Source organism: Citrobacter sp. Cpo012 (assembly GCF_030333015.1).
GTDB classification, from domain to species: Bacteria; Pseudomonadota; Gammaproteobacteria; order Enterobacterales; family Enterobacteriaceae; genus Citrobacter; species Citrobacter portucalensis.
In genome coordinates this window covers 584,173-608,534 of record NZ_JAOWGR010000036.1, presented here as the reverse complement: position 1 = coordinate 608,534, position 24,362 = coordinate 584,173, and the positions used below count along the sequence as shown (strand labels likewise).

Here is a 24,362-nt window from a genome sequence, read left to right as displayed (position 1 = left end):
AAAGCCCCCGGAAGATTTCTTCCGGGGGCTTTTTTTTGTGCGTGACCCAAACTGATTCAGACAGGATAACGAGGAATAAAGAATGTTAGACAACACCCGTTTACGCATAGCTATGCAGAAATCAGGCCGCTTAAGCGATGATTCACGCGAATTACTGGCCCGTTGTGGCATTAAAATTAATCTTCACACCCAGCGCCTGATTGCGATGGCGGAGAACATGCCGATCGATATTCTGCGTGTGCGTGATGACGATATCCCGGGTCTGGTGATGGACGGTGTCGTTGACCTCGGCATCATCGGGGAAAACGTTCTGGAAGAGGAACTGCTCAACCGCCGGGCACAGGGTGAAGATCCTCGCTATTTTACTCTGCGCCGTCTGGACTTCGGCGGCTGCCGTCTCTCGCTGGCTACCCCGGTTGATGAAGCCTGGGATGGCCCGGCAGCGCTGAACGGTAAACGTATCGCGACCTCTTACCCACACCTGCTCAAACGCTATCTCGATCAGAAAGGGGTGTCGTTTAAATCTTGTCTGTTAAACGGCTCAGTAGAAGTCGCTCCCCGTGCGGGTCTGGCTGATGCGATTTGCGATCTGGTGTCCACCGGCGCAACGCTTGAAGCCAACGGTCTGCGCGAAGTAGAAGTGATCTACCGCTCTAAAGCCTGTCTGATTCAGCGCGACGGCGAAATGGCCGAAGCCAAGCAACAACTGATCGACAAACTGCTAACCCGTATCCAGGGGGTTATTCAGGCCCGTGAATCCAAATACATCATGATGCACGCGCCGAGCGAGCGTCTGGACGAGGTCATCGCCCTGCTGCCCGGCGCTGAGCGCCCTACCATTCTGCCTCTGGCGGGCGACCAGCAGCGTGTTGCCATGCACATGGTCAGCAGCGAAACCCTGTTCTGGGAAACAATGGAAAAACTGAAAGCGCTCGGTGCCAGCTCAATTCTGGTGTTGCCGATTGAGAAGATGATGGAGTGATCTGATGCCTGATGGCGCTTCGCTTATCAGGCCTACAAGAATTGTCACAATCATTGATATTACGGGTCTTGTAGGCCGGATAAGGCAGCGCCGCCATCCGGCAACACCCGATGATGGAGTAACGACCATGAGCTTCAATACCCTGATTGACTGGAATAGCTGTAGCCCTGAGCAGCAGCGCGAACTGTTGATGCGCCCGGCAATTTCCGCCTCTGAAAGCATCAGCCGTACGGTGGCTGAGATCCTTGAGAACGTCAAAAATAACGGCGACCGGGCGCTGCGTGAATACAGCGCAAAGTTCGATAAAACCGAGGTTGGCGCGCTGCGCGTGACCGAGGAAGAAATCCAGCAAGCCAGCAGTCGCCTGAGCGACGAACTGAAACAAGCCATGCAGGCGGCGGTGCGTAATATCGATACTTTCCACACCGCGCAGATCCTGCCGCCGGTGGATATCGAAACCCAGCCGGGTGTGCGTTGCCAGCAGGTTACCCGCCCTATCGCTTCCGTGGGCCTGTATATTCCTGGAGGTTCGGCGCCGCTGTTTTCCACCGTATTAATGCTGGCGACCCCGGCGCGCATCGCCGGTTGCAAAAAAGTGGTACTGTGCTCACCGCCACCGATTGCCGATGAAATCCTCTACGCCGCACAGCTGTGTGGCGTAAAAGAGGTGTTTAATGTGGGCGGTGCGCAGGCTATTGCCGCGCTGGCGCTGGGCACCGAATCTATTCCTAAAGTCGATAAAATTTTCGGGCCGGGAAATGCATATGTGACCGAAGCCAAACGCCAGGTCAGCCAGCGTCTTGACGGCGCGGCCATCGACATGCCTGCAGGCCCGTCCGAAGTGCTGGTTATCGCCGACAGCGGCGCGACGCCGGACTTTGTTGCCTCTGACCTGCTTTCTCAGGCAGAACACGGCCCCGACTCGCAGGTTATTCTCCTGACACCAGACGCTACGCTTGCCGAAGGCGTTGCCAAAGCCGTTGAACGCCAGCTCGCTGAGCTTTCCCGCGCTGAGACCGCACGTCAGGCACTCTCCGCCAGCCGCTTAATCGTGGCGAAAGATCTGGCGCAGTGCGTTGAAATATCTAACGCCTACGGTCCGGAACACCTGATTATTCAGACCCGCAACGCGCGTGAACTGGTTGATGAGATCACCAGCGCCGGTTCGGTGTTCCTCGGCGACTGGTCGCCAGAATCCGCAGGCGACTATGCTTCTGGCACCAACCACGTTCTTCCGACCTACGGCTATACCGCGACCTGCTCAAGCCTTGGGCTGGCTGATTTCCAGAAACGGATGACCGTACAGGAATTAACCCCACAAGGTTTCTCTGCCCTGGCCTCAACCATTGAAACACTGGCCGCTGCTGAACGACTGACTGCCCACAAAAATGCCGTCACCCTGCGCGTTAACGCCCTGAAGGAGCAAGCATGAGCACTGACAACTTCCTCAGCGTCACTGATTTAGCCCGTAAGAATGTTCGCGAATTAACGCCCTATCAGTCTGCCCGTCGTCTCGGCGGTAACGGCGATGTCTGGCTCAACGCGAATGAATACCCCACCGCCGTTGAGTTCCAGCTCAGTCAGCAAACGCTGAACCGCTACCCGGAATGCCAGCCGAAAGCGGTGATTGAGAATTACGCGCAGTATGCTGGCGTCAAACCGGAGCAGGTGCTGGTCAGCCGCGGCGCAGATGAAGGGATCGAACTGCTGGTGCGCGCTTTTTGCGAACCCGGTAAAGATGCGATTCTGTACTGCCCGCCGACTTACGGCATGTACAGCGTCAGCGCCGAAACGATTGGCGTCGAGTTCCGCACCGTTCCAACCCTTGATAGCTGGCAACTGGATTTGCAAGGCATCGCGGACAAGCTTGATGGCGTGAAGGTAGTCTACGTATGCAGCCCTAATAACCCAACCGGTCAACTGATAAACCCGCAGGATCTGCGTTCACTGCTCGACATGACGCAGGGTAAAGCTATTGTGGTCGCTGATGAGGCCTATATCGAGTTTTGCCCGCAGGCCACGCTGGCAGGCTGGCTGTCTGAGTATCCGCATCTGGTGATATTACGCACGTTGTCCAAAGCGTTTGCGCTCGCCGGTTTACGCTGCGGGTTTACGCTGGCGAATGAAGAGGTTATCAATCTGCTGTTGAAGGTGATAGCCCCTTACCCGCTCTCTACACCAGTGGCAGATATCGCCGCCCAGGCGCTGACGCCGCAAGGGATTTCCGCCATGCGTAAACGCGTAGAGCAGATCCTGGAAGAGCGTCAGTATCTGGTAGATAACCTGAAAACAATTCGCTGTGTAGAGCAGGTATTCGATTCTGAAACTAACTATGTTCTGGCGAGCTTCACCGCTTCAAGTAGCGTATTTAAATCTTTGTGGGATCAGGGCATTATCTTACGAGATCAGAATAAACAACCTTCGTTAAGCGGCTGCCTGCGAATTACTGTCGGAACCCGTGAAGAGAGCCAGCGCGTCATTGACGCCTTACGTGCGGAGCAAGTATGAGCCAGAAGTATCTTTTTATTGACCGTGATGGAACCCTGATTTCCGAACCGCCAAGTGACTTTCAGGTCGATCGCTTTGACAAACTCGCCTTCGAGCCGGAAGTTGTTCCCGTTTTGCTGAAACTGCAAAAAGCAGGTTTTAAGCTGGTTATGATCACTAACCAGGATGGACTCGGAACCCAGAGTTTCCCGCAGGCTGATTTTGACGGTCCGCATAACCTGATGATGCAAATTTTCACTTCTCAGGGCGTGACGTTTGATGAGGTATTGATCTGCCCGCACCTGCCAGCGGACGAGTGTGATTGCCGTAAGCCAAAAGTGAAGCTGGTTGAACAGTATCTGGTTGAACAGGCCATGGATATGGCGAACAGCTACGTCATTGGCGATCGGGTAACCGATATTCAGCTCGCTGAAAACATGGGCATTAGCGGATTGCGTTACCATCGCGATACCCTGAACTGGGCGATGATCGGCGAGCAGTTGACCAAACGTGACCGCTACGCACACGTTGAGCGTAATACTAAAGAAACGCAGATTGACGTCAAAGTCTGGCTGGACCGCGAAGGCCGCAGCAAAATCAATACCGGCGTTGGCTTCTTTGACCACATGCTGGATCAAATCGCCACCCACGGCGGTTTTCGCATGGAGATTGCCGTCAAGGGCGATCTGTATATAGACGATCACCACACCGTTGAAGATACCGGTCTGGCGCTGGGCGAAGCCTTAAAGCTGGCGTTAGGCGATAAACGCGGCATCAACCGTTTTGGTTTTGTGCTGCCGATGGATGAGTGTCTGGCACGTTGCGCGCTGGATATCTCCGGCCGTCCACACCTGGAGTACCGCGCGGAGTTTACCTACCAGCGCGTTGGCGATCTGAGCACGGAGATGATCGAACACTTCTTCCGTTCACTTTCTTACACTATGGGCGTCACCCTGCACCTGAAAACCAAAGGCAAAAATGACCACCACCGTGTGGAGAGCCTGTTTAAAGCCTTTGGCCGTACGCTGCGTCAGGCGATTCGTGTAGAAGGCGACACGCTGCCCTCCTCAAAAGGAGTGCTGTAATGAACGTGGTGATTCTGGACACCGGTTGCGCCAACCTGCATTCGGTAAAATCCGCCGTCGCACGCCACGGATACGATCCTGTTGTCAGTCGTGACCCGGACGTGGTGCTGCGCGCCGATAAACTATTTCTGCCGGGCGTAGGCACCGCGCAGGCGGCTATGGACCAGTTGCACGAGCGCGAACTGATTGAACTGATTAAAGCCTGTACGCAACCGGTACTGGGGATCTGTTTAGGTATGCAACTGCTGGGCCGCCGCAGCGAAGAGAGTAACGGTGTCTCCCTACTGGGCATTATTGAGCAGGACGTCCCGAAGATGACCGATTTCGGTCTGCCGCTGCCGCATATGGGCTGGAATCGCGTCTATCCGCAGGCGGGAAATCGACTGTTCCAGGGCATTGAAGATGGTGCGTATTTCTACTTTGTACACAGCTACGCTATGCCGGTAAACCCGTGGACCATCGCCCAGTGCAATTACGGCGAACCGTTTACCGCGGCAGTACAAAAGGACAATTTCTTTGGCGTACAGTTTCACCCGGAACGTTCGGGCGCGGCTGGGGCACAGTTGCTGAAAAACTTTCTGGAGATGTAATGATTATTCCGGCATTAGATTTAATCGACGGCACGGTGGTGCGTCTTCATCAGGGCGATTACGCTAAGCAACGTGATTACGGTAACGATCCTCTCCCCCGTTTGCAGGATTATGCAGCCCAGGGGGCTGAAGTGCTGCACCTGGTAGATTTAACCGGCGCGAAAGACCCGGCACAGCGCCAGATCCCGCTGATCAAAACGCTGGTCGCTGGCGTCAATGTTCCGGTACAGGTTGGCGGCGGCGTGCGTACGGAAGCAGACGTGGCGGCGCTTCTTGACGCAGGTGTGGCGCGCGTGGTGGTGGGTTCGACGGCGGTAAAATCCCCCGAGATAGTCAAAAGCTGGTTTGCCCGTTTTGGTGCCGACGCACTGGTGCTGGCGCTGGACGTTCGTATTGACGAGCACGGGAATAAACAGGTTGCGGTCAGTGGCTGGCAGGAAGATTCAGGGGTTTCACTGGAAGAACTGGTTGAGACCTATTTACCCGTCGGCCTGAAGCACGTGCTGTGCACCGATATCTCCCGCGACGGTACGCTGGCAGGCTCAAACGTCGCGCTGTATGAAGAAGTATGCGCCAAATACCCGCAGGTGGCGTTTCAGTCATCTGGCGGCATTGGCGGAATCGAGGACGTAGCGGCCCTGCGCGGGACCGGAGTTCGCGGCGTGATCGTCGGACGAGCCCTGCTGGAAGGAAAGTTCACCGTTGAGGAGGCCATTCAATGCTGGCAAAACGCATAATTCCTTGTCTGGACGTCCGTGATGGGCAGGTGGTAAAAGGCGTCCAGTTCCGTAATCACGAGATTATTGGCGACATTGTCCCGCTGGCAAAACGCTATGCCGATGAAGGCGCAGATGAACTGGTGTTCTACGATATCACCGCTTCCAGCGATGGACGCGTAGTGGATAAAAGCTGGGTATCACGCGTGGCGGAAGTGATCGATATTCCGTTCTGTGTTGCCGGTGGCATTAAATCCATCGACGATGCGGCGCGCATTCTCTCCTTCGGGGCGGACAAAATCTCCATCAACTCCCCGGCGCTGGCCGAACCGGAACTTATCACCCGTCTGGCGGACCGCTTCGGCGTGCAGTGCATCGTGGTGGGCATTGATACCTGGTATGACGCCGAAACCGGCAAATATCATGTAAATCAGTATACCGGAGATGAAAGTCGTACCCGCGTCACGCAGTGGGAAACACTGGACTGGGTGCAGGAGGTCCAAAAACGCGGCGCGGGCGAAATCGTCCTGAACATGATGAACCAGGACGGCGTTCGTAACGGTTATGACCTGGAGCAGTTGAAAAAAGTGCGCGACGTCTGCCACGTCCCGCTGATTGCCTCCGGCGGTGCGGGCACCATGGAACACTTCCTCGAAGCCATCCGGGATGCCGACGTTGACGGCGCGCTTGCCGCCTCCGTCTTCCACAAACAAATTATCAATATTGGCGAATTAAAAGCGTACCTGGCAACACAGGGCGTGGAGATCAGGATATGTTAACGAAGCAACAATGCCGCGAGCTGGACTGGGAAAAAACCGACGGACTGATGCCAGTCATCGTGCAGCATGCGGTTTCCGGTGAAGTATTGATGCTGGGGTATATGAACCCGGAGGCGCTGGATAAAACGCTCGAAAGCGGCAAAGTGACCTTTTTCTCGCGGACCAAGCAGCGCCTGTGGACCAAAGGAGAAACCTCCGGTCACTTCCTGAATGTGGTGAGCATTGCGCCTGACTGCGACAACGACACCCTGCTGGTGCTGGTTAACCCGATTGGCCCAACCTGCCATAAAGGCACCTCAAGCTGCTTTGGCGACGCCAGCCACCAGTGGCTGTTTTTGTATCAGCTTGAACAACTGCTGGCCGAACGTAAAACCGCTGACCCAGCCAGCTCCTACACCGCGAAACTGTATGCCAGCGGCACCAAACGCATCGCACAGAAAGTGGGTGAAGAAGGCGTAGAAACCGCGCTGGCCGCGACGGTGAACGACCGTTTTGAGCTGACAAATGAAGCCTCTGATCTGATGTATCACCTGCTGGTGCTGCTGCAAGACCAGGACCTCGACCTGACGACGGTGATTGAGAATTTACGTAAGCGTCATCAGTAATCTGCAGACGTAAAAAAACCGGGCAGAGCCCGGTTTTTTGTTGTCAGCTTTAGACTTACTCAGCTTTGGCTTTGTAACCACGCAGAGCATTTCGCCCCAGCACCACACCGGCACCAATCATCCCACCGAGCAGAACTGCCAGTACGAGGGTAATCGCTTTTTTCGGGCTGTCACGACGAATTGGTAACGTTGGTTTCATCACATAGCGGTAGGCGTGTAACTCAGCCCCTTCAAACTTAAGATTTTCAATATCCAAAAGCTTTTGCTTGGTCTGGAAGTAGTTATCAGACAATATCAAAGGACGTGTAGATTCGTGCTCAATCATGGACTTCAGGGCATCACTACCCAACAGGAACATACTGTCCTGTGTCACATCCTGCGTCTGCTGAATTTGCGGCTTAGTCACCCCGGCCTGCTCTGCATAACGCAGCGCTTCCTGAATTTGCTTAATTCGCAGATCTTTTTGCTCCTGCGCGACCACTTCCTGAGTTTTCAAAGAGTCCTGAATCGTGGTTGTTTGCAACTTGATATTATCAACCAGGTCAAGCTCCAGCTCTTTAGCAACCTTTTCATCTGTTTGTTGAATGTATTCAGCCAGTTGACGCTGAGCGTCTTCTGGTGAGCCACTCACATAAGAAATCGCCAACGGCAGTGGTTGACCTTTAACAGACTGATCAATCGTCAGTTTTTCTGGTTTTTCCTGATTATCAAGCATTTCAGCCAATGCAGATAAAGAGGTGCTGAATCGCCCGATCACATTTGCCTGAAGTTCAGTGGTCTTAGGCGCACTGGCACCATACAACACATTGAGGGCGTTGTTATATGTGGCGATCTGACCAACATCCGGTTGAGTAATAATGGCTGTTGAGGTCCATTTCTCCTTAGCAACTGCCAGATAGCCCACAGCAAGCACTATGGCAATAACAATCGCGATAACGATTGTTACTTTCCCACGCCACAACTGTACCAGTAAATCAATCAGATCAATCTGTTCCGGATCGTGACTGCGCCCGGACATGTTGTTATCACTTACAGACATAGAAACCCTAGATAAGGAAAGACTTAAACTGGAATCAGTTTAGCTATAAATTGAGGTAATGCCATAGGATTAATGATAAAAAAATCAAATTGTTTCAGGGATTTTGATTGGTATTTCAATCACTACTGAAAATCGATACGATTAAACAAAAGTGTCAATACTCAAAGAACATCTTCATGCGCAAAAAACCATCAACACACAGGTTTCATGCCCGCTAATCGTTATACTTTACAATTCATTTTATTGAATTCATATCGTGAATACTTACCGTCTGACCAGTAAAAATGGTAGGCGTAAATAATATAACAATTAGCTTTTTTACCATCTAAAGGTATCATTCCACTTTTTAGTAGCACCTGTTGGTGCCTGGCTATTATTTAGCCAAAAAGAGGAATAAACATGAAATACCTGGTTACGGGTGCCGCTGGTTTCATCGGCTTCCACGTTAGCAAACGCCTCCTTGAGGCTGGCCATCAAGTAGTCGGTATTGATAACCTGAACGATTACTACGACGTCAGCCTTAAACAAGCTCGTCTGGAATTACTAGCACAGCCTGGTTTCCTGTTTCATAAAATTGATTTAGCCGACCGCGAAGGCATGACCGATCTCTTCGCATCCGGGCATTTTGAACGTGTGATTCATCTCGCCGCACAAGCTGGTGTACGTTATTCACTCGAAAACCCGCATGCCTATGCAGACTCAAATATCACAGGCTTTCTGAACATACTGGAAGGGTGTCGCCATAATAAAATTCAGCATTTACTCTACGCATCCTCCAGTTCAGTTTACGGCCTGAATCGCAAAATGCCTTTCTCTACGGATGATTCCGTAGATCATCCCGTGTCGCTGTATGCAGCAACCAAAAAAGCCAACGAACTGATGGCCCATACTTATTCCCATTTGTACGGATTGCCCACAACCGGGTTGCGTTTCTTTACCGTGTACGGTCCTTGGGGTCGTCCTGATATGGCGCTGTTCAAGTTCACCAAAGCGATGCTAGAAGGAAAGAGTATTGACGTCTATAACTATGGCAAAATGAAGCGTGACTTTACCTATATTGATGATATCGCAGAAGCAATCATTCGCCTGCAGGATGTCATTCCACACGCAGACAGCCAATGGACCGTTGAAACAGGCACGCCAGCAGCCAGCATTGCGCCCTATCACGTCTACAATATCGGCAATAGTTCACCGGTTGAGCTAATGGACTATATCCAGGCTCTGGAAGATGCTCTGGGTATTGAAGCGAAGAAAAACATGCTACCACTACAGCCAGGTGATGTGCTGGAAACCAGCGCAGACACTCAAGCGCTGTATGAGGTAATTGGTTTTAAACCTGAAACCACGGTAAATGATGGGGTGAAGAACTTCGTTGACTGGTACCGTGATTTCTACAAAGTTTGATTACTGGCCTGATTAAAATAAAAAAGGCCTTATATAAGGCCTTTTTTATGGAGACGAGATTAATCACTACCAAACAAATCGCGGGTATAAACTTTATCGGCAACATCAGCTAATTCTGACGTCATACGGTTGGAAATAATAATATCCGCTTCATTTTTGAACGCATTAAGATCACGCACAACTCGGGAATGGAAAAATTCATCCTCTTCCATGACCGGTTCATAGATAATAACAGGCACGCCCTTGGCTTTAATGCGCTTCATAATCCCCTGAATAGAAGACGCGCGGAAGTTATCAGAGCCACTTTTCATGATCAAACGGTACACGCCAACTACCTTAGGCTTACGCGCAAGAATAGAATCTGCGATGAAGTCCTTACGCGTACGGTTCGCATCAACGATCGCGCCAATAATGTTATTCGGTACAGACGCGTAGTTCGCCAGCAACTGCTTAGTATCTTTCGGCAGACAATAGCCACCATAGCCGAATGACGGGTTGTTGTAGTGATTACCGATACGCGGATCCAGGCACACACCTTCAATAATCTGCCGTGAATTCAAGCCAAGACTTTCTGCATAGCTATCCAGCTCGTTAAAGTAAGCCACACGTAACGCCAGATAGGTGTTAGCGAACAACTTGATGGCTTCGGCTTCAGTCGAGTCGGTAAACAGCGTCGGAATGTCCTTTTTAACCGCTCCTTCCTGCAGCAGCGCGGCAAAACGCTCGGCACGTTCGGAACGTTCACCAATAACGATACGGGACGGATGCAGGTTGTCGTACAGTGCACGACCTTCACGCAGGAATTCTGGCGAAAAGAAAATATTGTCGATACCCAACTGTTCTTTAATGGAGTTCGTAAAGCCAACCGGAATCGTTGATTTAATTACCATCACCGCATTTGGGTTAATTTCGACTACATCGCGGATCACTGACTCGACGCTCGAGGTGTTAAAGTAGTTAGTTTTTGGATCGTAATCAGTCGGTGTCGCGATGATAACGTAGTCCGCGTCGCGGTAAGCATCATACTTATCGGTCGTTGCACGGAAATTCAGCTGTTTTGTCGCCAGATACTCTTCGATCTCTCTATCAACGATCGGCGATTTTTTCTGATTCAGCATCTCGACCTTCGTCGGAACGATATCCAGAGCGACCACTTCATGGTGCTGGGCAATCAGAATGCCATTGGATAAGCCGACATAACCGGTACCGGAAATTGTTATTTTCATTCGATAGTAACTTTTGTGAGTTAAACCACGGTGAAAGTCCATCGACCATCACAAGAATTAGTTTTTTAACTCTGACAACTAGTTAATGTCAAGGTTGAGTCCTGTTACCGGGAGGAGGTTAAGGCCCAATTAACGGTTTGCAATTTCAGCGATACCACAGAACCTCGGCATTTTGGGCACAAAGAAGGCCGATAATAAACTTCGGGGCTGGAAATTATGGATGATTAAATCAGATTAATCTGCAGGTAGTGATTGTATAACTAGGCGCTGTGGTTTTGAACGTTAGAACACCCATTCCCCCCCATAATCAAGTTAAAAAGTAGCATTAATCACCATGAAAATGGTGGAATGCAGTCGCTCTGGTATACAGTTCTATACTCACGATGATACCTATCCGAAGGCTTTCATACTGACACCACCAAAATGACTATGGCGTCGGTTACAGTTCTAGAACACTTCAATGTAATCGAAGATATCCATCGGCCATACTACAAATTTTATATAACTTCTTCCTGATGTGTTCTTTTCAGAGAACGACTCAGGTACAGGATTTTCCCTGCAGCGGCCCATGCTCATTCCCCTGATCTCTGCACACCATGATGTTTTTGCCACCAGACCGCAATACAAGTGCATCCAACGACAGCACTCGTAACAGTTTGGATTTCATCGTTCAGCCCACCATTTATGACTATGGCCAGATTCAATCAGTCCTGTTGATATAAGTAATATCGGTTGTCCTCACTTGATGGAGCTTCAGAGCAGTAAATTCATGCTGTAAGCAATTAGACACTATAAGTGATGGTCGAGCCGGAGTCCGCTAGGCACTTTATAACCATGTATGCCTGTATCCTATTTTCCTCGTAACTCAAGCAACACGGTTGCTGCAGCACACCTCACAGATTTCAGAAAAAACACCGTAGATCCAGCGGTAACCGTGAACTCCACTTCTCAGCGTATAAGTGCCACGGATGAGGTCGAGCAGTCACTGGTTATCCTTTTCTCCGGCGGATACAGCTACATGGAACCAGATATAAAATCCATCTCGGACAACATTTCCCATAAATCCAGGGGGAGTCTATAGACTCCTCCGGCATTGTTTGATGATTTAGGGATTTAACGCTGATTTTAATCTCTTGGTAATAAACTTAACTGCCAAATTCGCCTGATAGTATTCAGCACCATTTTTACCTAATTCTTTACAATGGGAGGGATCATTCATCATTGTTTGTATACAGTTAACGACCTCATCAATTTGTTTATGGGTAAAACTATATCCAGCACAAGCTACTTTCTCAACAAACGTTCCATAGTCAGTAGATTCCTCAACTAAAGAAATAACGGGAATGGAACACCTAAAATAATCAATAGTTTTTGATGGGAATGTAGGGACATCAACATTATCGACTGTAGCAACTATTCCTAATTGACATGCTGACACCAACGCCAAATATTCATCACGTGGAACATAGTCATATAACAGAACATTTTTAATATTTTCATCAAAGATTCTTTTCTCAACGTCAGACTTTAATGAACCACTTCCCAATATAATAAACTTAACTCTATCAGACTTTATATTCTTTTTAATATCTAATATACTATCAATACCACGTCCAGCTTCTAATTGTCCACCAAACACACAGACAAAATCATCACCAGCAATATGATATTTTTCTTTAATCAAACTTAGGCATGTGTTTTCCTGAAATATTTCATTCGGTCCCCATATGGGAATTATTTTCTTTCTACCGCAATAGTCAGGGTATTTATTATTGAAATACTCCATATTACGCTGACTCATCAACCCAACAAAATCACTTTTATAGATATAAAATTTTTCAATCAATGAGAAAGGCTTAAGTAACAGTTTGGGCAGCAAACCTATCTGATAGTGATGATAAGGGAAAAAATCCCATAGTATAAAAGCAGATGTGCATTTATATTTTCTTTTAAAAAACCAGTTAAGAAAACCACAAGTCATCGCAGGTGAAAAATGAATAATTAAATCATATCTATCCCTATTTATTTTTTGTGACACATCACGCCACACCCCAATACCAGAAGTAAACCACTTATGTAATTTACCATATTTATTACTTCTTGGACGAATAAGAAAAACACTCCCATCAGGCAATTCTATAGACTGTTCTACATTAACAGAACTCCAGTCATTAAATATAACATCCACTACATCACCTTCGGTTTTGAATTGTTCTATTAACTCATTAGTTAACCATGGTGATTTCCCAGAAATATCCATTTTACTGCACAATATCAGTATATTCAATTTTTCGAACCTTTTCATAATAAAAATATACATACAACAAAGTAATACTTTGAGTTATTACATATCCTATCAATGGAGCTCGCCACCCAACATATGAAATTAAAAACAAAGTAGCACTTATAAAAACTATAGAATTCAAAAACTCTACAGCAATAGAATATTTAACCTTTCCACAAGACAGTATGTACATCAGAAGAGAACTATACAGAAGCTTAATGACATCACCAATGATTTGTAATTGTACATAGCTTGCTACTAACTTAAATTCCTTACCTAACAGCAACCAGACAATAATGTCCCTACCAAAATAAACGACAATAAGGCTACCAATTAACATTGGTATATAGAACACCATGAATCCTTTGAAGTTTTTGACCTTAATGTCTTTTTTATTTACAGATGAAAGCTTAGGATATAGATAACTTAATAAAAATATAGAAAAAAATTGAATATAAGCATCTGAAATTTTTATGCTTGCGAACCAGTAACCTACAACCCCCCACCCTAATTCAGTGCCAATTTCCTTTCGCAGAATAAATTGTGAAACAGGCCACAGCACCGCACCTGAAATAGTAACCATTGCGTAACCGGATAGTTTTTTTACATACCCAGACTCTATTCTTGTTAATGAAAAAATCCCACAATATTGTTTTCTTTTTTTAAAGAAATATATTACTCCATATATCCCCATAAATAAATTAACAAACATAGCTGTATAGATCAAACTTTTTTCAGTAAAGAATAAAACCCCAATCAATACAGTAATCAAAAATAAAGCTGAGTTAAAAACTGTCTGCAGACTGCTATTCCACGTATCAACACCACTAATAAAAAACACATTCGAATATAAACCAAAAGCAACAAAAAGTTGCACTATCGCATAATATCGTATTATGTCTGCGTGCAAAACACTTGTAAAAATTAAGAATGAAAATTCATTTGCAAAAAAAAACAAAATAAAAAAAAGTATAATATTTATAATGGCTACTATTGTAAAATTCTGATTAAAAACCTTAAGCCAACTCTTATAATCTCCTTTATTTTCCGACAAATATTTAACCATTCCATTATTTCCTCCTCCAAGAGATAACATGGAAACAATCGCGACAAAGGTTAAAAACTGACCTAAACTACCAAACTCTTCCGGAGTAATATAGCTAGATATAATCTTAAGGTATATAAAACCCACCAACATTTTTATTAAGTTACTGCTACCTAACTTAATAAAATGTAGAGTCATACTGTTTTTTTCCACTGAACATCCTTAATAAAAATAACAACCCAAACTATGAATGCAGTATAGATTTCGGGTGCAATAGCGAGTTGGTTGTTCGCAGTGGAAAAAATGACGCCGTAAAAAAGGAATATAAAGACCATCACAGCAGAAAAAAGATTCTCTAATACAGCTATTTTCCATGTAGTTGCTAAAAATAGAGACATTAATAATATAAAAGGAACAACAAGATAATAGGAAATATCATTAGCCAACCATGGATAGATGGTACTCCATGTATAACCATCACTCCAACCGACTCCATTTAGTTGTCCCATAAGCGAGCAACTATATAAATCAATATTCAATAGGTTATCAATGGCTGAAACAAGGAATGGAGAATGACCAACAAAGAAGGTGAAACACTGATCCATTCCCAATGTCAAGTAGAGTCCATAATATCCTTGGGATAGATAAGACGTTAACATGCTAACCGAGAAAAATATTTCGTCCGACATAAACGAATGAAATATGGAGTTTTGATTGGCGCAAGCAATATTATAAACACAAAAATCAAGGTCTCCACTCAGTCGCTCATATTTCCTAAAGGAAAAAATAATGAAGAACAACAAAAATAAAATTATGAGAATAAAGAATACTCTTAAAACTTGATAAGTCGAAAACTCACCACTTCTAATTTTTTGAGCGATTAGTACAAGAGTTACGCTAACAAGAAGAATGACTAACTCACCAATTTCTCTATCAGTACCTCGGAAGATTGAAAATAAGATCATTCCAAGTACAAATATAAACCCAAAGAATACTTGCTTTCTTGTTAAGTATTTCCAGCGCATAACCATTAAGGGAATGACCGCATAATACAAAGGAGCCATTATTATGGAGAGTATTTTATAAAGATAAAATCCGCTTCCTTTTTCTGCCTCATGTGTCAACATTGTCTGATAGGCTAATCGAGGATCAATCGCTAATTCAAAAATATTACCAAGCGAGTTTCCTGTATAGATAAAGATCGCCATTAGTGTAATGGTGAAAAGAATCGCTGATATTGTCGAAAAATGTCTTACTATTTTTAGCCCAGAAACATAATTTTTTGATGATATAAATGCTTTCGCATTTAGGCCTAAATAAATACCTAGGTATGATGCACATATAATACAAGCTACAAATAAACTTAGTATCCACACCCCATTTGTATCTATTGGCCATAGAATAATATCTGACAGGAATAGCAAAAAAGTAAATAACACATATAGCGGTAACAAATAAATTAGTGAGAGCAATTGAAACCTCAATATTTTTTGGTTTGAGAGTTTAGCTTATGATAGGAATTACCTCCACCTACAGCATATAAAACTGAAGAGAGATTTACTATATCTACGAAGTTAACGAAGTTTACACCAGAAAACACCATCACCCACTGAGACTTAATATTTCTATAGTAAACTCAACGAAAACTTACATGATATTCCAACTATTAGCTATGCCCCGAAAAAAACATACATCTATAAAGATTATATATCAATAAAATCACTTTACTAGCAGAATTGAATATAAGCATTGAAATACCATATTACGTGTAACTTAGTCTTATTCCAATCATTTTTGTATTTGTCGCATAGCAAATAAACTATTAATCTTAGAAAGATCTTATAGTGAGTAACTGCAAGAATTAACTCAGATATATAAAAAGAGAAATACAGCATCACTTAATTAAGCCAATAAGTGAATTCAACTCTACTTATTGGCTATTAATAAAAACGGTTACTCTTGGAACCACTCAGTGTGGAACACACCTTCTTTATCGGTGCGTTTATACGTGTGCGCGCCAAAGTAGTCACGCTGCGCCTGGATCAGGTTAGCCGGCAGTACCGCAGAGCGGTAGCTGTCGTAGTAGGCTACCGCTGCAGAGAAGGTCGGTACCGGAATACCGTTCTGCACAGCATAAGCCACTACATCACGCAGCGCTTGCTGATATTCGTCAGCGATATTTTTGAAGTACGGAGCCAGCAGCAGGTTCGCGATACCTTTGTTTTCAGCATAAGCGTCAGTGATTTTCTGCAGGAACTGCGCGCGAATGATGCAGCCCGCGCGGAAGATCTTCGCGATTTCGCCGTAGTTCAGATCCCAGTTGTATTCGTCAGACGCAGCGCGCAGTTGAGAGAAACCCTGCGCGTAGGAGACAATTTTACCCAGGTACAGCGCGCGACGCACTTTCTCAACAAACTCTGCTTTATCACCAGCCAGTTTAGCCTGCGGGCCAGACAGCACTTTAGATGCCGCAACGCGCTGGTCTTTCAGAGAAGAGATGTAGCGAGCGAATACGGATTCAGTGATCAGCGACAGCGGTTCGCCCAGATCCAGAGAACTCTGGCTGGTCCATTTACCGGTGCCTTTGTTCGCCGCTTCGTCCAGGATCACATCAACAAGGTATTTACCTTCTTCATCTTTTTTGGTGAAGATGTCTTTAGTGATGTCGATCAGGTAGCTGCTCAGCTCGCCTTCATTCCACTCGGTGAAGGTAGTAGCCAGCTCTTCGTTAGACAGGTTCAGGCCGCCTTTCAGCAAGGAATAGGCTTCAGCAATCAGCTGCATATCGCCATATTCGATACCATTGTGCACCATTTTTACGTAATGACCTGCACCATCCGCACCAATATACGTTACGCACGGTTCGCCATCTTCAGCTACCGCAGCAATCTTGGTCAGGATAGGAGCAACCAGCTCATACGCTTCTTTCTGACCGCCAGGCATGATAGACGGGCCTTTAAGTGCGCCCTCTTCACCGCCGGAAACACCGGTACCAATGAAGTTAAATCCTTCCCCGGACAGTTCACGGTTACGACGGATAGTATCCTGGAAGAAGGTGTTACCACCATCAATAATGATGTCGCCTTTGTCCAGATACGGCTTCAGAGAATCAATGGCAGCATCGGTGCCAGCACCCGCTTTCACCATTAACAGGATACGACGAGGGGTTTCAAGAGACTCGACGAACTCTTTCACCGTGTAGTAAGGAACCAGTTTCTTCCCCGGGTTCTCGGCAACAACTTCTTCAGTTTTTTCGCGGGAACGGTTGAAGATAGAGACGGTATAACCACGGCTTTCGATGTTGAGCGCCAGGTTGCGCCCCATCACTGCCATACCGACGACGCCGATCTGTTGCTTGGACATTACATACTCCTGTCTGGTGTGATCGCCACGCTACTTATGCGCGGCTTGAATGTATTCTAGATGTTAACTCAGGATACTTGAAAGTAGATAGCAGTTGATGCGCTAACTCAACATGTCACATTCAAAGCGCATCCAGAGACATTATGCTTTGCATGCCATACCAGATCACAAATGCCATCAGTAGGCTGAAAACCTGTTGGAATTTTCAGTAAAAGAGTACGAATGATATCATGCTCAAATTTAGTACATGCCTCATCCATTTGCTTAAGGTAACTTTCAAGTTCTGTCCAACTGAGCATATCTTCATGTGCAGTCATAATTCTCGGATGAGATGTGCCAAGAACTTGCTCGCCAATCAGCAATTCTTCGTAGAGCTTTTCTCCTGGGCGCAACCCAGTGACTCTAATTTCTATATCGCCATCTGGATTTGATTCATCTTTAATCTTTAGGCCGCAAAGTTTGATCATACGAGTAGCAAGGTCATATATTCGCACAGGATCGCCCATATCAAGCACAAAAACATCTCCACCTTTGGCCATGGCGCCAGCCTGAATAACTAACTGAGAGGCCTCTGGTATTGTCATGAAATAGCGGATGATATCTTTATGCGTCAGAGTAACAGGCCCACCTTGCTCGATTTGCTTTTCAAACAATGGGGCAACCGACCCTGATGAGCCTAAAACGTTACCAAATCTGACCATACTGAAACAGGTTGTTGACTGCTCTTGCGCTAAAGCCTGTAAAACCAACTCCGCAACACGTTTCGTCGCCCCCATCGTATTAGTCGGTCTCACAGCTTTATCAGTTGAAACCAAGATAAAAGTCTCAACATTAGATGATATCGCTGCTTGAGCACAATACAGCGTCCCAAAAATATTATTCCTAACACCTTCTACTACATTATATTCAACCAGCGGGACATGTTTATAAGCTGCGGCGTGATAAACAGTATTAACATTAAAAACACGCATAATAGTTTCTAAACGATGCAGTTTTTGAACTGATCCCATTAGCGGAATTATTACAACATCATTATTATCATTATGCGCGAGCATAGTTAGTTCTTTTTCGATAGAATAAAGTGCGAACTCAGATACTTCAAACAAAATCAGAATCTTGGGGTGTTGTAAAATAATTTGCCGACATATCTCAGAACCAATTGAACCACCAGCCCCAGTAACCATGACAACTTTATTACAAATATTTTTCGCTAATAATTCTGCGTCAGGAGAAACAGGTTCCCTTCCGAGGAGATCATCAATAGACACCTTTTTAAGTGCCATAATTTGAGCCTTTCCTTCAACAAGATCTACCATGCCGGGTATAGATAAAACCTCACATGGGAAATCCTCTAAATATGTAATAACTTCCTTTCGCTTTTCAATTGAAATAGAAGGCATCGCTAACAATATCTTTTTTATGCCATAACGATGAACTAACTTACCAATATTATTACGAGAGTAAACGGTCACCCCATGAATAACAACTTTATTCAATAAAGGATTATCATCAATAAATGCAACAGGAAAATACTCATCTACCTGTCTTAGGGCTGTTAATAGTTGTCTTCCTGAAGCACCTGCGCCATAAATAATGACTGGTGTACGTCCACGTACCGCATAGGTAAGCAACATTCTAAATAACAGTCTTGATCCGCAAATGAATAATAAAGAAAAAGAAAAGTAAATTATTGGTATTGCCCTGGGAAGAAATATACCAAAGAAATAAGATAATGTTATAAGCAGTACGGTTGATACGCAAAGACCTAACAGGACAGTAATAAATATCTTAGCTGTCACATATCTTAAAACTGTACGGTATAAACCCGTCCTTGCAAAGATACATACAGTAGCAACAATAAGACAAGCCAATAACTTCCAGTGCTCGTAGCTAGTATAAGGTGCAGAAACATCCATCCGGATCCAAAAAGCACCCCAGAAAGCGATAAGCAATAAAACAAAATCTATTGCTACCATTATTATGCGTTTTATATGACGAGGCAAGCTGAGTAGTTGCGTTAACATTCTATACCACATTTAAATAAGGAGGAGATAGCACGATCTGCTATCTCAAGTAAGGTTAGTCGATACTTATAACTGACAAATTTTGTCAAATAAAGGCATTAATCAGGACCTTACGTGCAACTTCACATGTTAACTCAATTTCTGAGGACGTTAACGTTGGATGAACCAAGAACATCAGACTAGTATTCCCCAACTCCACAGCATGAGGTAGAGGGTTTGCAGGTCGCCATGGTGTATTATCGAAGGCTTTTTCAAGATAAATTTCAGAGCAACTCCCCTGATAGCAAGGTACTCCGGCATTATTAATTTCATTAATTATACGATCTCTGGTCCATCCTTCTTTTAAAGCTGATGGCTTAATAAATATATAATGCTTGTATTCAGCATGTTCAATATAATCTGGGATATTTACTAACCTCACACCACTAAGGTCAACTAATGCTGCATCAATTGCTTTACCATTTTCCTGGCGACGCTGAGTCCATTCATTCATTTTTCTTAATTGAATGCGTCCGATCACAGCCTGCATTTCCAACATGCGCCAGTTGGTACCAAATGACTCATGCAACCATCTAAAACCTGGTTTGTGTTCACGGTTATAGACAGCATCATAACTTTTGCCGTGATCCTTGTAACTCCACATTGAAGACCAGAGGGACTTATCATTAGTGGTCACCATTCCACCTTCGCCTCCCGTCGTCATGATCTTATCCTGACAAAATGACCAGGCAGCAATATGACCAATACTACCAACTCGCTTGCCTTTGTATCGCGCACCATGTGCCTGCGCACAATCTTCTATAACATAAAGACCATGCTTTTCAGCTAGTTCCATAATAGGATCCATTTCAGCTGGCATCCCAGCCAGATGTACAACAATTATTGCTTTCGTTTTCGATGTTAAAACAGCCGAAATTGTTTCAGCTGTGATGCATTGACTATTGAGATCGACATCAGCGAAAACAGGATTAGCCCCGGCAGTTACAATGCATGATGCTGATGCTAAAAAAGTGCGAGATGTTACGATAACATCATCACCACATCCAATATTTAATGCCTTGAGAGCAACATCCAGCGCCAATGTACCATTGCTCAATGCAACCGCATATTTAGTGCCAACCCATTGAGCAAATTCCTCTTCAAATAGACGACACTCATTACCTGTCCAATAATTGACCTTATTTGACAATAATGTAGAGGAAACTGCATCTGCTTCCTCTTGCGTAAACGAAGGCCATGGAGAAAATTTTGTATTTAGCATAATATAATTCCTTTAAGCTCTAAAATCGATCGCAGCCAAATATGTGGGCGAGACTGCTCTGAGGTAATTTTATTTTGAGAGTGAATGTTACGTCCATCATTCATAATCCCAATTGTTTTCCACCCTAGATTATTAGGGGTAATAAAATCTTTATTTATATTATCCCCTACATAAATATATTCACAGTTCCCGTGAAGATTCTGGATATATTCAAATCTGAGTGGATCTGGTTTTTCAGAGTTATCAAATTCTTCCGATATATAAGCGGTGAACTCTTGTAGGCAAAGAGCCTTTATTTTATTTCTTTGTGTTATGGTGCGTCCATCAGTGAGAATGGAAACACCACTAGTGCTATCCTTTAGGTATCGAAGCATAGTCAGGACTTCATCATCAATAGCAATGATGGGTTGATGATTTCGATACATCCAAATAAATTGTTCTTTCGATGTTTGAGGAAGACCGAGCCAATTTATTATATCTGTAAAAAGATCTTTTGAATGGCCGTCATAATAATTACTCAATAAATCAATAATATCTCGGTCATATAACCTTATGACCTCTTGTCGAATATATTCAAACCCAGAATTTCTGAAATCAACTTCTTTATATAAGGTATCATCAAGGTCAAATACCCAATAACTATTATCAGATATCTGGATATTCATGAGATAATACCTTGGCATCATAACGTAACATTAAAAGATCAGCTTCCCAGTCATCAATAAAATGGATAACTTGATCACTTATGTATTCTTTTAATAAATACAACGGGTAATTTGCTCCAGCTGCATAAGATAAAGGATATCCACCACCAAAACGAGGGTTAATCTCCAACCCTTTAACATCACCTGTTGTTTTATTATAGAACACCTGTACAGTAACACAACCGACAACACCTGGTATTTTTATCAAGCGTTCAAGAAGATATTTATAAACCACTCCTTTCCTTGTTACCCCTTTACTCACCTCACCACTTCGCGTTTCTATTCTTTCTCGAGGAACAAGACATTTAAGTTCACCCAGCTTAGAATAATAACAATCAACTGTAACTTCCACGTACTCCTTCCCGATGAGTTCCATGTACATATTATTCTTATTATTTAGGATATCATCAGTAAGATCATTTTCATTATTTAGTACAAAAGCACCAATACTGCTACTTCCATTATAAGGTTTACAGAAACATGGAAACATCATGGAATCACTATCATAAATTTCAGGTGATGTTATATCTAACCTTTGAAACAAATCCGCGGTCTTTCTCTTATCGCGGCATGCAGTAACAAATGTTGGTTCCGGTACTGAAATATGACAACCAAATTTACTGAAACTATCTTTAGCTCTACTTAATTTTTCTAAATCTGTATCAATAGTAGGAATAACCAATTTGATAGAGTTACTCTGACAAATAGCCATCAGATTATCAATATATGCTTTATCTGTAGCTCGAGGAACTTTAAAAAAACCATCAGCGACCAGACATGCAGAAGACAATTCCGGAACCATATCGGTACACATGACCTTGCCACGAATGTTGAGACTAGCCATCGCTTCACGGAATGCTATTACCAATTCAACACGTCTTCCAGCCGATAATATAAGAACGTTATTCATCATTTCTTTCCTTTAAAAACTGGCATCGTTGCATGTCCTTCAGAAGATATCCCTTCCTTTATAAATACTTTTTTTATGGTTAGAAATAATATTTTAATATCAAGCCACAATGAATGGTTATCAACATACCAGACATCCAGTTTGAACTTTTCCTCCCAACTCAATGCATTACGCCCATTCACTTGTGCCCAACCCGTGACACCAGGTCGAACATCATGTCGGCGTTTTTGTTCTTCATCATATAGTTCGAGGTAACTCATCAATAAAGGTCTGGGTCCGACCAGACTCATATCCCCTTTGAGTACATTCCATAACTCCGGAATTTCATCCAAGCTTAATGCTCTAATTTTCCTACCAAAAGCGGTCAAACGCTCTTCATCAGATAATTGATTACCTTGTACATCGACAGCATCCTTCATGCTACGGAATTTAATCATTTCGAAGGGAACGCCATTTTTCCCCGGACGAAGTTGCCTGAAAAAAGCAGGTTTTCCTAACTTTTGCCTTACAAGAATAAAAGTAACAGCAATAACAGGAGATAGGCATATCAAAAGTATTACTGATGCAATGATATCAAATAATCGTTTTAACATATTACTTTGCGACCTGATTAAATATATCAATGAATTTTTTCACACCCTCACTGAGGCATAAGTTTTCAGTATAATAAGCAGACCCATTGCGACCTAAAACAGCAAGCTCATCACCTGATAGTGAGGTAAGGTGTTTAATACCTAAAGCAATCGATGCAGGGTTACCCGGTTCACATATTACTCCTGCATTAGCCCTACTAACTAACGCGGCAGCATCCCCATCAACAGCCATGACAATAGGTTTTCCACATGCAAGGTATGCTTGTGTCCGCGAAGGTATCGTAATTGAGAATAACTCATCATTAATTAAATGAACAAGCAGGGCATCAGACTGTTGAAAAATGTCACCAATTTCAGAAGGTGGGACGCGCGGGATGAAAATTACATTGCCTATTTTTTGCTCGATAACTATTTTCTCAGCATCTGACTTAGCTAAACCAGATCCTACTAAAACGATGTTAGCATTTACCCCATCTTCCTGTAATAGCTTTGCAGCAGAAATAATAGATGGTAATCCTTGAGCAAGTCCAAGATTTCCAGCGAATACAACATTAAACTTACCATCCGGTAAAACAACACTGCTTTTGTGGTGATTTCTTAGATTTTCTTCATCACTCCAATTATATATAACTTCAATTTTCTCAGGAGGAACCCCTCGCGAGATTAGCCTTTGCTTAAATCCCGGCGAGAGTACAACTATTTTTGTTGCCCGACGATAAACAAAATTGCAAACGCCGTTAACAATATTAAGAATTTTTTTATTTGTAAGCATCCCTGTCGATGCCAATGTGTCAGGCCATAGGTCTTGTATGTCAACAACAAATGGCGTCCTGCGAAACAATGAAATAATTGAGGCCGAAAGAGCTGTTGTTAATGGAGGATGGTACGCATAAATAACATCAGCCTTTTGCTTACGGAATACTCCATAAATCATGCTAGATAAAAAGAATGATATATAGTTAAAAACCCTTTTTAAAGCAGAACGCCCATGGTGTGGATAAAGTGGAACACGGTTGATTATTATATCCTCGCATTTCTCCCGTTGGAAAAACTTTATTTTGTAGCCATCATATACTTTTCCTCCCGGGTAATTAGGGAAACCAGTAATCACTTCGACTTCAACATTTTGCTTTCTTAATTCTTTAGCAAAAGCAAGACCTTTGAAAGTAGGTTCAGGATCAAACCATTGTGTCAACAATAAGACTTTCACTTTAATCTATACACCATCAAAAAGTCACTCTGGACTCGCCAGAGTGATGGCCTTA

General features: G+C 44.3%; 21 protein-coding genes and 1 other annotated feature (1 of these 22 running past the window's edge). Of the genes, 9 read left to right on the top strand and 12 right to left on the bottom strand.

The features are described from left to right. Window positions 1–37, top strand: a sequence feature (His leader region); it begins 86 nt to the left of the window's first position. A 45-nt stretch (window positions 38–82) separates the two neighbouring features. From hisG to hisIE, 8 genes are all read left to right on the top strand, one after another. Then, a complete protein-coding gene (gene hisG, locus OGX90_RS09620; protein WP_003834191.1) occupies window positions 83–982 on the top strand; it encodes an ATP phosphoribosyltransferase in 900 nt (299 codons plus the stop codon). 127 nt (window positions 983–1,109) lie between these two features. Then, window positions 1,110–2,414 carry a histidinol dehydrogenase gene (gene hisD, locus OGX90_RS09615; protein ID WP_137377217.1) on the top strand — a complete coding sequence of 435 codons (1,305 nt, stop codon included), beginning with the start codon at window positions 1,110–1,112 and terminating at the stop codon, window positions 2,412–2,414. Beyond that, a complete protein-coding gene (hisC, locus tag OGX90_RS09610; protein WP_286623632.1) occupies window positions 2,411–3,490 on the top strand; it encodes a histidinol-phosphate transaminase in 1,080 nt (359 codons plus the stop codon). Before hisD ends, hisC begins: the two co-directional genes overlap by 4 nt. Then, entirely contained in the window at window positions 3,487–4,554 is a 1,068-nt protein-coding gene (gene hisB / locus OGX90_RS09605) for a bifunctional histidinol-phosphatase/imidazoleglycerol-phosphate dehydratase HisB (protein ID WP_032943910.1), read from the top strand. The genes hisC and hisB overlap by 4 nt, the downstream gene beginning before the upstream one ends. After that, the gene (gene hisH / locus OGX90_RS09600; RefSeq protein ID WP_001103544.1) at window positions 4,554–5,144 is read left to right on the top strand and encodes an imidazole glycerol phosphate synthase subunit HisH; all 591 of its coding nucleotides are present in this window, start codon (window positions 4,554–4,556) and stop codon (window positions 5,142–5,144) included. The genes hisB and hisH overlap by 1 nt, the downstream gene beginning before the upstream one ends. Next, window positions 5,144–5,881: a 1-(5-phosphoribosyl)-5-[(5-phosphoribosylamino)methylideneamino]imidazole-4-carboxamide isomerase gene (gene hisA / locus OGX90_RS09595; protein ID WP_008785166.1), complete on the top strand. Its 738-nt coding sequence runs from the start codon at window positions 5,144–5,146 to the stop codon at window positions 5,879–5,881. Before hisH ends, hisA begins: the two co-directional genes overlap by 1 nt. Next, window positions 5,863–6,639, top strand: a complete 777-nt coding sequence (gene hisF / locus OGX90_RS09590; protein ID WP_234692098.1) for an imidazole glycerol phosphate synthase subunit HisF — start codon at window positions 5,863–5,865, stop codon at window positions 6,637–6,639. The genes hisA and hisF overlap by 19 nt, the downstream gene beginning before the upstream one ends. Next, window positions 6,633–7,244: a bifunctional phosphoribosyl-AMP cyclohydrolase/phosphoribosyl-ATP diphosphatase HisIE gene (gene hisIE / locus OGX90_RS09585; protein WP_000956425.1), complete on the top strand. Its 612-nt coding sequence runs from the start codon at window positions 6,633–6,635 to the stop codon at window positions 7,242–7,244. The genes hisF and hisIE overlap by 7 nt, the downstream gene beginning before the upstream one ends. Window positions 7,245–7,299: 55 nt before the next feature. On the opposite strand, the gene wzzB is transcribed toward hisIE, so the two are convergent. Further along, a complete protein-coding gene (gene wzzB / locus OGX90_RS09580) occupies window positions 7,300–8,283 on the bottom strand; it encodes an LPS O-antigen chain length determinant protein WzzB (RefSeq protein WP_234692099.1) in 984 nt (327 codons plus the stop codon). A 399-nt stretch (window positions 8,284–8,682) separates the two neighbouring features. Between wzzB and OGX90_RS09575 the strand changes: the two genes are divergently transcribed. Further along, entirely contained in the window at window positions 8,683–9,687 is a 1,005-nt protein-coding gene (locus OGX90_RS09575) for an NAD-dependent epimerase (protein ID WP_234692100.1), read from the top strand. Window positions 9,688–9,746: 59 nt separating this feature from the next. Here the strand turns inward: OGX90_RS09575 and ugd are convergent, their stop codons facing one another. The 11 genes from ugd to OGX90_RS09520 form a co-directional block, all read right to left on the bottom strand. Continuing rightward, a complete protein-coding gene (ugd, locus tag OGX90_RS09570; protein ID WP_048215977.1) occupies window positions 9,747–10,913 on the bottom strand; it encodes a UDP-glucose 6-dehydrogenase in 1,167 nt (388 codons plus the stop codon). Window positions 10,914–12,018: 1,105 nt separating this feature from the next. Further along, window positions 12,019–13,173, bottom strand: coding sequence for a glycosyltransferase family 4 protein (locus OGX90_RS09565; RefSeq protein WP_234692101.1), 1,155 nt, complete (start codon window positions 13,171–13,173; stop codon window positions 12,019–12,021). Window position 13,174: 1 nt separating this feature from the next. Beyond that, window positions 13,175–14,455 (bottom strand): oligosaccharide flippase family protein, encoded by a 1,281-nt coding sequence (locus OGX90_RS09560; RefSeq protein ID WP_234692102.1) that lies wholly within the window; start codon window positions 14,453–14,455, stop codon window positions 13,175–13,177. Further along, window positions 14,437–15,714 (bottom strand): hypothetical protein, encoded by a 1,278-nt coding sequence (locus OGX90_RS09555; RefSeq protein WP_234692103.1) that lies wholly within the window; start codon window positions 15,712–15,714, stop codon window positions 14,437–14,439. The genes OGX90_RS09560 and OGX90_RS09555 overlap by 19 nt, the downstream gene beginning before the upstream one ends. A 481-nt stretch (window positions 15,715–16,195) precedes the next feature. After that, complete coding sequence (gene gnd / locus OGX90_RS09550; protein ID WP_234692104.1) at window positions 16,196–17,605, bottom strand: NADP-dependent phosphogluconate dehydrogenase; 1,410 nt, start codon at window positions 17,603–17,605, stop codon at window positions 16,196–16,198. A 107-nt stretch (window positions 17,606–17,712) separates the two neighbouring features. Continuing rightward, window positions 17,713–19,629, bottom strand: a complete 1,917-nt coding sequence (locus OGX90_RS09545; protein ID WP_286623629.1) for a polysaccharide biosynthesis protein — start codon at window positions 19,627–19,629, stop codon at window positions 17,713–17,715. An 85-nt stretch (window positions 19,630–19,714) separates the two neighbouring features. Further along, window positions 19,715–20,890: a DegT/DnrJ/EryC1/StrS family aminotransferase gene (locus OGX90_RS09540; protein WP_234692106.1), complete on the bottom strand. Its 1,176-nt coding sequence runs from the start codon at window positions 20,888–20,890 to the stop codon at window positions 19,715–19,717. Further along, entirely contained in the window at window positions 20,884–21,555 is a 672-nt protein-coding gene (locus OGX90_RS09535) for an HAD family hydrolase (RefSeq protein WP_234692107.1), read from the bottom strand. Before OGX90_RS09535 ends, OGX90_RS09540 begins: the two co-directional genes overlap by 7 nt. Then, entirely contained in the window at window positions 21,536–22,504 is a 969-nt protein-coding gene (locus OGX90_RS09530; protein ID WP_286623627.1) for an ATP-grasp domain-containing protein, read from the bottom strand. Before OGX90_RS09530 ends, OGX90_RS09535 begins: the two co-directional genes overlap by 20 nt. Then, on the bottom strand, window positions 22,504–23,097 hold the full coding sequence (locus OGX90_RS09525; RefSeq protein ID WP_286623624.1) for a sugar transferase: 594 nt from the start codon (window positions 23,095–23,097) through the stop codon (window positions 22,504–22,506). Before OGX90_RS09525 ends, OGX90_RS09530 begins: the two co-directional genes overlap by 1 nt. Before the next feature lies 1 nt (window position 23,098). Continuing rightward, the gene (locus OGX90_RS09520; protein WP_234692110.1) at window positions 23,099–24,307 is read right to left on the bottom strand and encodes a glycosyltransferase family 4 protein; all 1,209 of its coding nucleotides are present in this window, start codon (window positions 24,305–24,307) and stop codon (window positions 23,099–23,101) included. Between the last annotated feature and the right edge of the window lie 55 nt (window positions 24,308–24,362).

Excerpts from the sequence above, each read along its gene's own strand:
- OGX90_RS09525 (WP_286623624.1), bottom strand. The coding sequence starts at position 23,097 with ATGTTAAAACGATTATTTGATATCATTGCATCAGTAATACTTTTGATA.
- hisIE (WP_000956425.1), top strand. The coding sequence starts at position 6,633 with ATGTTAACGAAGCAACAATGCCGCGAGCTGGACTGGGAAAAAACCGAC.
- hisG (WP_003834191.1), top strand. The coding sequence starts at position 83 with ATGTTAGACAACACCCGTTTACGCATAGCTATGCAGAAATCAGGCCGC.
- hisH (WP_001103544.1), top strand. The coding sequence starts at position 4,554 with ATGAACGTGGTGATTCTGGACACCGGTTGCGCCAACCTGCATTCGGTA.
- OGX90_RS09565 (WP_234692101.1), bottom strand. The coding sequence starts at position 13,173 with ATGGATATTTCTGGGAAATCACCATGGTTAACTAATGAGTTAATAGAA.
- OGX90_RS09535 (WP_234692107.1), bottom strand. The coding sequence starts at position 21,555 with ATGAATATCCAGATATCTGATAATAGTTATTGGGTATTTGACCTTGAT.
- hisF (WP_234692098.1), top strand. The coding sequence starts at position 5,863 with ATGCTGGCAAAACGCATAATTCCTTGTCTGGACGTCCGTGATGGGCAG.
- ugd (WP_048215977.1), bottom strand. The coding sequence starts at position 10,913 with ATGAAAATAACAATTTCCGGTACCGGTTATGTCGGCTTATCCAATGGC.
- OGX90_RS09530 (WP_286623627.1), bottom strand. The coding sequence starts at position 22,504 with ATGAATAACGTTCTTATATTATCGGCTGGAAGACGTGTTGAATTGGTA.
- gnd (WP_234692104.1), bottom strand. The coding sequence starts at position 17,605 with ATGTCCAAGCAACAGATCGGCGTCGTCGGTATGGCAGTGATGGGGCGC.
- OGX90_RS09575 (WP_234692100.1), top strand. The coding sequence starts at position 8,683 with ATGAAATACCTGGTTACGGGTGCCGCTGGTTTCATCGGCTTCCACGTT.
- hisC (WP_286623632.1), top strand. The coding sequence starts at position 2,411 with ATGAGCACTGACAACTTCCTCAGCGTCACTGATTTAGCCCGTAAGAAT.
- wzzB (WP_234692099.1), bottom strand. The coding sequence starts at position 8,283 with ATGTCTGTAAGTGATAACAACATGTCCGGGCGCAGTCACGATCCGGAA.
- hisD (WP_137377217.1), top strand. The coding sequence starts at position 1,110 with ATGAGCTTCAATACCCTGATTGACTGGAATAGCTGTAGCCCTGAGCAG.
- hisB (WP_032943910.1), top strand. The coding sequence starts at position 3,487 with ATGAGCCAGAAGTATCTTTTTATTGACCGTGATGGAACCCTGATTTCC.
- OGX90_RS09540 (WP_234692106.1), bottom strand. The coding sequence starts at position 20,890 with ATGCTAAATACAAAATTTTCTCCATGGCCTTCGTTTACGCAAGAGGAA.
- hisA (WP_008785166.1), top strand. The coding sequence starts at position 5,144 with ATGATTATTCCGGCATTAGATTTAATCGACGGCACGGTGGTGCGTCTT.
- OGX90_RS09545 (WP_286623629.1), bottom strand. The coding sequence starts at position 19,629 with ATGTTAACGCAACTACTCAGCTTGCCTCGTCATATAAAACGCATAATA.